Annotated in this window: 9 protein-coding genes; 5 read left to right on the forward strand and 4 right to left on the reverse strand. The window is 73.8% G+C overall.

Annotated features, from left to right (window positions below; translation table 11 throughout):
- Positions 1 to 86: 86 nt before the first annotated feature.
- The 3 genes from ACYVKY_RS11645 to ACYVKY_RS11655 are packed head-to-tail and all read left to right on the forward strand — an operon-like array spanning position 87 to position 4,438.
- A complete protein-coding gene (locus tag ACYVKY_RS11645) occupies positions 87 to 3,029 on the forward strand; it encodes a hypothetical protein (RefSeq protein WP_460435152.1) in 2,943 nt (980 codons plus the stop codon).
- 57 nt (positions 3,030 to 3,086) lie between these two features.
- Complete coding sequence (pdxT, locus tag ACYVKY_RS11650) at positions 3,087 to 3,692, forward strand: pyridoxal 5'-phosphate synthase glutaminase subunit PdxT (protein ID WP_460435153.1); 606 nt, start codon at positions 3,087 to 3,089, stop codon at positions 3,690 to 3,692.
- Positions 3,689 to 4,438, forward strand: coding sequence for a YebC/PmpR family DNA-binding transcriptional regulator (locus tag ACYVKY_RS11655; RefSeq protein ID WP_460435154.1), 750 nt, complete (start codon positions 3,689 to 3,691; stop codon positions 4,436 to 4,438). Before pdxT ends, ACYVKY_RS11655 begins: the two co-directional genes overlap by 4 nt.
- A gap of 10 nt (positions 4,439 to 4,448) precedes the next feature.
- Here ACYVKY_RS11655 and ACYVKY_RS11660 read toward each other — a convergent pair whose 3' ends face one another.
- Positions 4,449 to 4,649 carry a hypothetical protein gene (locus tag ACYVKY_RS11660; protein ID WP_460435155.1) on the reverse strand — a complete coding sequence of 67 codons (201 nt, stop codon included), beginning with the start codon at positions 4,647 to 4,649 and terminating at the stop codon, positions 4,449 to 4,451.
- A gap of 34 nt (positions 4,650 to 4,683) precedes the next feature.
- Here ACYVKY_RS11660 and ACYVKY_RS11665 point away from each other — a divergent pair, with 34 nt between their 5' ends.
- Positions 4,684 to 4,986: a protease inhibitor I42 family protein gene (locus ACYVKY_RS11665; protein ID WP_460435156.1), complete on the forward strand. Its 303-nt coding sequence runs from the start codon at positions 4,684 to 4,686 to the stop codon at positions 4,984 to 4,986.
- Positions 4,987 to 5,016: 30 nt separating this feature from the next.
- On the opposite strand, the gene ACYVKY_RS11670 is transcribed toward ACYVKY_RS11665, so the two are convergent.
- The 3 genes from ACYVKY_RS11670 to ACYVKY_RS11680 all read right to left on the reverse strand — a co-directional run bounded on the left by ACYVKY_RS11670 (position 5,017) and on the right by ACYVKY_RS11680 (position 7,207).
- Positions 5,017 to 5,436, reverse strand: a complete 420-nt coding sequence (locus ACYVKY_RS11670) for a hypothetical protein (protein WP_460435157.1) — start codon at positions 5,434 to 5,436, stop codon at positions 5,017 to 5,019.
- A gap of 10 nt (positions 5,437 to 5,446) precedes the next feature.
- The gene (locus ACYVKY_RS11675; protein ID WP_460435158.1) at positions 5,447 to 6,568 is read right to left on the reverse strand and encodes a C1 family peptidase; all 1,122 of its coding nucleotides are present in this window, start codon (positions 6,566 to 6,568) and stop codon (positions 5,447 to 5,449) included.
- 159 nt (positions 6,569 to 6,727) lie between these two features.
- Positions 6,728 to 7,207: an SRPBCC family protein gene (locus ACYVKY_RS11680; protein ID WP_460435159.1), complete on the reverse strand. Its 480-nt coding sequence runs from the start codon at positions 7,205 to 7,207 to the stop codon at positions 6,728 to 6,730.
- 63 nt (positions 7,208 to 7,270) lie between these two features.
- On the opposite strand from ACYVKY_RS11680, the gene ruvC reads away from it, so the two are divergent.
- Positions 7,271 to 7,778: crossover junction endodeoxyribonuclease RuvC (gene ruvC / locus ACYVKY_RS11685; RefSeq protein ID WP_460435160.1), on the forward strand; the 508-nt coding region annotated here is incomplete at its 3' end.

Here is a 7,778-nt window from a genome sequence, read left to right on the forward strand (position 1 = left end):
TGAGCCCGCGCCGAAGCGCTGTGCCGTGGTGGTCGCCGGCCCTACGGTCCACCTGCAGGGGGGCGGCGCTAGACGTGGAGGCTTCGATGACATCGGTCGGACGCGTGGTGTGGACGGCCGTGGCCGCCGTCGCGCTCGTGGCGGGCACGTGCGGGCCGGTGCAGGCGGACCACGTCGTGTCCGCACCCCGGTCCACGTCGGCGGTCGCCGACGAGCCGGACGTGCACGACGTCCCCGACGACCTCCCGACCGACCAGGGTGCAGGGTCGTTCCAGGCGCTCGCCCCGACCCGGCTGCTCGACACCAGGAGCGGGCTCGGCGCCGGCGCCGCGGGGCCGGTGCCGGGACGCGGGACCGTGCGGGTGCAGGTCACCGGGCGGGGCGGGGTGCCTGACGACGCCGTCGGGTCGGTGGTCCTCAACGTGACGGTGGTGTCGCCCGCCGCGGCTGGCTGGGTCACCGTGTTCCCCGGCGGCTCGGCCGTGCCGAACACCTCGAACCTCAACTACGCGGCCGGACGGACGGTGCCGAACGCGGTCGTCGTGCCGGTCGGGCCGGACGGCTCGATCTCGCTGTTCACCTCGGCGACCGCGCACCTGCTGGTCGACGTCAGCGGGTACCACGTCGCCGGGGAGCCGGTGCTGCCCGGGGCGTTCGGGTCGCTCGCACCCTCCCGCCTGCTCGACACCCGGGTGGGGACGGGTGTCCCCACCACCACGCCCGCCGGTGCCGGGGCGACGGTGCGGTTCGCGGTGGCCGGGCGCGGCGGGGTCCCGCAGGACGCCGTGGCGGCGGTGGTGCTCAACGTGACGGTGGTCGGGGCGGGAGGTCCCGGCTGGGCGACGGTGCACGCCGGCGGGTCGCCGCGACCCGGCACCTCGAACCTGAACTACGTCGGCGGGCAGACCGTCCCGAACCTGGTGGTGGCGCCGCTCGGCGACGACGGCACCGTGAGCCTGTACACGACGACCACCGCCCACCTGCTCGCCGACGTCGCCGGCTACCTGCTCGCCGGTGACGCCTCGGCCGCGGGCACCCTCGGCCAGGTCGTGCCGGCCCGCGTGCTCGACACCCGCAACGGGACGGGCGCTGCGGCGGGACCGATGGGACCGGGTACCGCGGTCTCGCTGCAGGTCGCGGGGGTCGCCGGGGTGCCCGCCGTCGGCGTGTCGTCGGTGGTGCTGAACGTCACCGCGACGCAGCCGTCGGGCGCCGGGTGGGTGACCGTGCACGCCTCGGGCAGCCCCCGTCCGAACGCGTCGAGCCTGAACCTGGCGGCGGGCCAGACCGTCCCGAACCTGGTGGTGGCCCCGGTCGGACCGGATGGGCGGGTCGTGCTCTGGACGAGCACGAGCACCCACCTGCTGGCCGACGTGTTCGGGTACGTGCTGGCCGAGGACCGCTCGGTGTCGAGCACGGTCCCGCTGCCGGCGACCGTGCTGCCGCCGCCCGCGGCCGTGCTCGGCTCGACCGGCGACCCGTCCGGCCAGCAGACGACGCGGCTGTCGACGTCGGTCCCGGCGCCCGCGGTCGGGGCGGTGCTGGTGCTGCCCGCCTCGGCGCAGGCGCCGCAGGGGTTGCTGGGACGCGTGACCGCCGTGAGCACGGCGGGTGGCGAGCGGGTGGTCACCACCACGCCCGCTGCGCTCGACGAGGCGTACTCCACCTTCCGGGTGTCGGTGAGCACGGCCCTGACCGACGACCAGGTCGCGGTCGCGGGTGCTCCGGCCGGGGGGCGGTCCGCCGCCGCCGCGCCGTCGTTCGGGGGCGGGTGGTCGGCCGTCGACTTCAGCTGCACCGGCCCCGGCGGGGCGCCGACCGTGAGCATCACCGCCGACCTCAGCGACGTGCACGCCGACGTCTCGATGGACGCCAACGTCTTCGAGCCGTACCTCAACGTGCTGGTGACGGCGCACCCGCGGTTCGAGGTGAACACCGGCTTCCGGGGCGCGGCCTCGTGTCGGCTGACCAGCGACGCCCTCACCGCCACCATCCCGGTGAGCGCCGCCCCACCGCTGCTGCTCGTCCTGCGGCCGCAGCTCACGCTGTCGGCGGACGGCGAGGTCTCGATCGGGTCGTGGTGGGAGCCGCGGGCGGCCGTCGGCTTCCAAGCCCGCAAGGACGGGGTGACCGAGTCGCACGGGTTCGGCATCACCGCCGACCTGCAGGTGGTGGGTGAGGGGTCGCTCACGGCGATGCTCGGACTGGGGGCCGAGGTCTCGCTCGCCGGCCGGGTCGGTCTGGGCGGGGCCTTCGGCCCGGCGCTGGAGGTCCTCGTCGACGTCGTCACCGGCTGCATCGAGGTCTCGGCCGCACTGCGGATCGACCTGACCGTGGAGGCCGACGTGTTCGTGCGCGACTGGGTGTTCACCGTCGCGAAGGGCACGTTCGCGCGCAGGGTGATCAAGGCGTGGTGCGGCGAGCCGCCCACGGTGGCCGGCCTGTGGTCGGGCCCGGTGCAGTTCAACCACACCTGGAACCAGGACTGGCCCGGTGGCGGTGGCTTCGGCCACCGCATCGCCGAGTCGACCACCGCGACGGTGGTCGTCCGCAAGCAGGAGGGGCAGGGCTGGGCCGCCGGTGCGCAGGCCGCCGCGATGACCACGTCCTACTCGACCCGGACCACGGACTACACGCCGACCTGCGCCGCGGACCGGGTGTCGGGGCAGTCCTTCAGCGGCCAGCCCACCGTCGGAGCCTTCGCGCTCTACGAGGTGCTGCCCGGCACGGCCGACGCCTACTGGGACGTGACGCTCGGCGGGTACACCCCGTCGATGACCTGGTCGAGCGCCGAGTCCTGCGGCCCGGTCACGTCCGTCGTCGCGGAGGGCGAGGTGTTCCTGCCCGCGTCCTGCCGGCTGGCGCTCCAGTCGGCCATCGAGGGACCCCTGGACGGGGGCGCGCGCACGATCGGCGGTGAGGTGACGTACCCGGCGGTCGGTCAGTCGGACTACGGGCGGTGCACCATCTCCTGGCAGCTCACCCAGCTGCGCGACGACGACCTGGACGGGGTCCCGGACACGAACTGAGACCGCCCGCGGCCCCGGGGGACGGGACGGTGCGCCGCCCCTCCTACGCTGCTCGCCGTGACCGGACCCCTGATCGGCGTCCTCGCCCTGCAGGGCGACGTGCGCGAGCACGTCCGCGCCCTCGAGGTCGCCGGCGCCACCACCCGCGCCGTGCGGCGGCCCGAGGAGCTCGACGGCCTCGACGGGCTCGTGCTGCCCGGCGGCGAGTCGACCACGATCGACAAGCTGGCCCGTGCCTTCGACCTGCGCGACCCGCTGGTCGCGCGGCTGCGCGACGGCCTGCCGGCCTACGGGTCGTGCGCCGGGATGATCCTGCTCGCCGACCGGGTGCTCGACGGCCGCCCCGACCAGCAGACCTTCGGCGGGCTCGACGCCACGGTGCGCCGCAACGCCTTCGGCCGGCAGGTCGACTCGTTCGAGGAGGACGTCGCGTTCACCGGCCTGGACGCCCCGGTCCGGGCCGTGTTCATCCGCGCCCCGTGGGTCGAGCAGGTGGGCGAGGGCGTCGAGGTGCTCGCCCGCGTCGAGGGCGGTCCGGCCGACGGTAGGATCGTGGCCGTTCGTCAGGGTCCGTTGCTCGCCACGTCGTTCCACCCGGAGGTCACCGGGGACCACCGCGTGCACGGGCTGTTCGTGCAGATGGTGAGGGAGCAGACGTCATGAGCGGCCACTCCAAGTGGGCGACCACGAAGCACAAGAAGGCCGTCATCGACGCCAAGCGCGGCAAGATGTTCGCCAAGCTGATCAAGAACATCGAGGTCGCGGCGCGCACCGGCGGCGGTGACCCGGCCGGCAACCCGACGCTCTACGACGCCATCCAGAAGGCGAAGAAGTCGTCCGTCCCGAACGACAACATCGACCGCGCCGTCAAGCGCGGCAGCGGCGCCGAGACCGGCGGGGCCGACTACCAGACGATCATGTACGAGGGCTACGGCCCCAACGGCGTCGCCGTGCTCGTCGAGTGCCTCACCGACAACCGCAACCGCGCCGCGTCCGACGTCCGCGTCGCGTTCACCCGCAACGGCGGCCAGATGGCCGACCCCGGCTCGGTGTCGTACCTGTTCACTCGCAAGGGCGTCGTGATCGTGCCCGCCGCCGGGCTCGACGAGGACGACGTGCTCACCGCGGTCCTCGACGCCGGCGCCGAGGAGGTCAACAACCTCGGCGAGAGCTTCGAGGTCGTCAGCGAGGCCACCGACCTGGTCGCCGTGCGCACCGCGCTGCAGGAGGCCGGCATCGACTACGACTCGGCCGAGGCCCAGTTCGTGCCGGCCACCCAGATCGAGCTCGACGCCGACGGCGCGACCAAGATCTTCCGGCTCATCGACGCGCTCGAGGACAGCGACGACGTGCAGAACGTCTTCGCCAACTTCGACGTGAGCGACGAGGTCATGGCGGAGGTCGGCTGAGGGGAGGACCTCAGCCGTCGTCGACCGCGTAGAGGACGGCGAGCCACTTCGAGCGGGTGTCCTCGTGGTCCTCGTCGTCGTCGACCCGGGTCTCCTGACGGGTGTCGTCGAGCGGCACGCGCGCGGGGAGCAACCGGAACCGTCCTCCCGCGCTGACGTCGGCGGCGATCCTCGCGCCGAGGGCGTCGGCAGGTGTGCCCCGTTCGGCCATGACCTGAGTGTGCACGCGCGCGTACCGTCGCGCCATGGCCGAGGTGCCGCTGGCCCGGGACGACTCCGACGTCGCGCTGGAGCGCGGCGACGTGCTCGTGGTGCGGCTCGAGGAGACCGCCACCACCGGTTACCTCTGGCGGGCCGAGACCGACGGCGGCCTGGTCGAGGTCGACGACGTGACCGAGCCGGGCGGCCCCGCGCCGGGCGCTTCGGGGGAGCGCGTGCTGCGGCTGCGGGCCGAGGAGACCGGCACCTGGCGGCTGGACCTGCGGCTCGGGCGTCCGTGGGAGGACGCGGTCGCGCAGGAGCGCCGGGTCGACGTCACCGTGCGGTGAGCCGGCCCGGCGCCCCGGGAGTCGGTCAGGTCACCACAGGTAGATCTCGTAGACCATCCCGTCGGCCTCCTCGCGCATGCTCACCGTCCGCCCTGTCTGGCGCGCCTGCGCCGCCAGGGTGAGCAGCGCCTGGTACGAGCCGTCGCGGGCGTTGTAGAGCTTCTTCCACGCGCCGCCGGTGACGTGCAGCCAGGAGTTGCGCGTCTCGTTGATGCACCACATCGCGTCGATCGTGACGTTCGTGGTCCACGTGCCGGTGACGCCCTGGTCGCCCGCCTGGGCGCCCGCCGTGCCGGGGGGCGCAGCCGTCGGCGCCGACGTCTGGGACTCGCCGACCGTGGTGAGGTCGATGTGGTCGAGCGTCGGTGCGCTCGCCCCCGCCCCGGCCGTCGTGCCCACCTGCGTGCGCTGCTCCGGGAGCAGCGTCGGTCCCTCGTGCGTGATGCTCATGTCCGCCCCTTCACCAGGCGTAGATCTGCTGGACGCTGCCGTTGTCCTCGAACATCCCGACCGGGCGCGACAGCGCCTTGGAGGCGGCGAGCTCGGACAGCATCGCGTGGTTGGTGACGGCGTCGCCGCCGTCGAGCTTGAGCCAGCCGCGCTGGGCGCCGTACGCCCAGACGTTGCCGTCGTGCTCGTTCGACCAGAGCCCGGCCACCGTCTGGTTCGGCAGCCACGCGCGCATCGTCACGCCCTGCACGGTGCAGGTCTGGTACGACTCGATCCCGCACTGCCCGTAGGCGATCCGGAAGTAACCACCGTCGCCCCAGCCGGCGCCCCAGCTGTTGCGGGCGATCCAGCAGCCGGCCGCGTCGTCGTAGCCGATGAGCACCACGCAGTGACCGCCGGCGAGCGAGCCGCTGACGTGGCTGTAGACGCCCGACCGGTAGCTGAAGAAGTCCTGGTAGACGTTGAAGCAGGCGGTCACGGCGCCGTAGGTCGAGATCGCCTCCTTCATCTTCAGCGCGTTGCCCGAGACGTTCTCGAACCCGGTGGCCTTGGCCAGGCGGTTGCGCCAGTCGCCGTTCAGCGCGGAGCCGTCCTGGTTGCCGGCCGTGTACGGGAAGTAGTCCTCGAACGTCACGCCCGTGGCCTGCGCGTGGGTGAGGGCCCGGTCGGGCCACCATCCGTTGCTGCAGTTGCGTCCCTCGGAGCGCGCGTGCACGTAGAACAGGTGCGCCTCGGAGAGGTCGACCGGTGTCTGCGTGCGCCGGGTGTACCGGAACACGATCTCCATCGCGGCCGCGACGCCGAACGCGACGCACGAGCCGCACCCGCCCTGGTCCTTGACCGAGGTGTCGTAGCTGATCCCGCCGACGTTGCGCACGTCGAACATCGCCGGGGCGCCGACGATGTCGGCGCTCGCCGCCCTCGCGGCAGCGGCGGCGTCCTCGTCGTCGTCGGGCAGCTCGGGCTTGGGCGGCACGCCGAGCCGGATGCGCCGCTCGCTCTCCTCCAGCGCCGTCATCGGCGTGTAGGCCATCTCCCACGGGGCACCCGCGTCCGCGAGCGCCGTGGTCAGGACGTCGAGGTCGAGCGGCGTGGTGCCGCCGTTCCCGTTCGTCTTCCTGCTGGTCGCCATCTCCTGGTCCTCCCCTGGATCCGGCCGTCGTGGACCGCATCCCCGACGGCGCCGAGCGCGTGGGCGGAAGAATGGCGCTGGTGATCGCGCCAGCACCGAGCCGCTCGCGCAGTCAGGTACAGTAGTCGTTGCGGCACAACGACTTCGGGCGCTTTGTCGTCAACCGACCGAGTCGTCGGCTATGTCTTCCCCATCGCGCAGGTGGCGCGCGAGCGCCCGGAGCCGACGGCGGGTCTCGACGCCGAACGCCCACCGCGCCACCGGTTCCACGAGCGGCGCCAGCGCGCGGGGGCGGCAGGTGAAGGTGAGCGTGTACGTGGCCGTCGACCCCGTCCCGTCCTCGCGGTGCCGGATCGACGCGGCCCACGTGGCGAACACCAGCACCGGACGGGTCAGCACGACGGCAGCCAGCTCCGGACGCCGGAACGTGACGTAGCTGGTGCGGAACGCGAAACCGCCCAGGTACCACCGCGCGGTGCAGACGGTCTCGACGTCGCGACCCGGGGGAGCGTCGCCCACGACCTCGGCGCGGCGCAGCAGCGTGTCCCACTCCAGCCGCCGGTCGTAGTCATGGACGAGGTCGAACACCCGCGCCGCCGGGGCCGGCAGGTGCTGCTCCACCACGACGTGCGCCGTCACGGTCGCCAGCCTAGGTGGGTGTCGCGGCCCGGGCGTCGGGCTGCGCCGTGCGAGGCTGGCCGGGTGCGCGTGCTCGGAGTCGACCCCGGCCTGACCCGGTGCGGTCTCGGTGTCGTCGATGGCCGGGCGGGACGCCGGGCGTCCCTCGTCCACGTCGGCGTCGTCACCACGCCGCCGGCGGCCGACCTCGCGGCCCGGCTGGTCGCGGTGAGCGACGCCATCGAGGACGCCATCGCCACGCACCGGCCGGACGTCGTCGCGGTGGAGCGGGTCTTCAGCCAGCACAACGTGCGCAGCGTCATGGGCACCGCGCAGGTGAGCGGCGTCGCGCTGCTCGCGGCCGCGCGCGCCGGGCTGCCGGTCGTGCTGCACACGCCCACCGAGGTCAAGGCCGCCGTGACGGGGTCCGGCCGGGCGGGCAAGGCGCAGGTCGGCGCGATGGTGGTGCGCATCCTCGGGCTCGACGAGGTGCCGCGGCCCGCCGACGCCGCCGACGCCCTGGCGCTCGCGATCTGCCACCTGTGGCGGGGCGGCGGGGCGAGCGCGCCGGCCGCGGCAGCGGTCACGCCCG

The organism is Angustibacter speluncae, from assembly GCF_054777815.1.

What these genes read in the sequence shown, in the direction of transcription:
- ACYVKY_RS11660 (WP_460435155.1), bottom strand. Translation starts at nt 4,649, where the DNA reads ATGGCCGAACGGGGCACACCTGCCGACGCCCTCGGCGCGAGGATCGCC.
- ACYVKY_RS11665 (WP_460435156.1), top strand. Translation starts at nt 4,684, where the DNA reads ATGGCCGAGGTGCCGCTGGCCCGGGACGACTCCGACGTCGCGCTGGAG.
- ACYVKY_RS11670 (WP_460435157.1), bottom strand. Translation starts at nt 5,436, where the DNA reads ATGAGCATCACGCACGAGGGACCGACGCTGCTCCCGGAGCAGCGCACG.
- ACYVKY_RS11655 (WP_460435154.1), top strand. Translation starts at nt 3,689, where the DNA reads ATGAGCGGCCACTCCAAGTGGGCGACCACGAAGCACAAGAAGGCCGTC.
- ACYVKY_RS11645 (WP_460435152.1), top strand. Translation starts at nt 87, where the DNA reads ATGACATCGGTCGGACGCGTGGTGTGGACGGCCGTGGCCGCCGTCGCG.
- ACYVKY_RS11675 (WP_460435158.1), bottom strand. Translation starts at nt 6,568, where the DNA reads ATGGCGACCAGCAGGAAGACGAACGGGAACGGCGGCACCACGCCGCTC.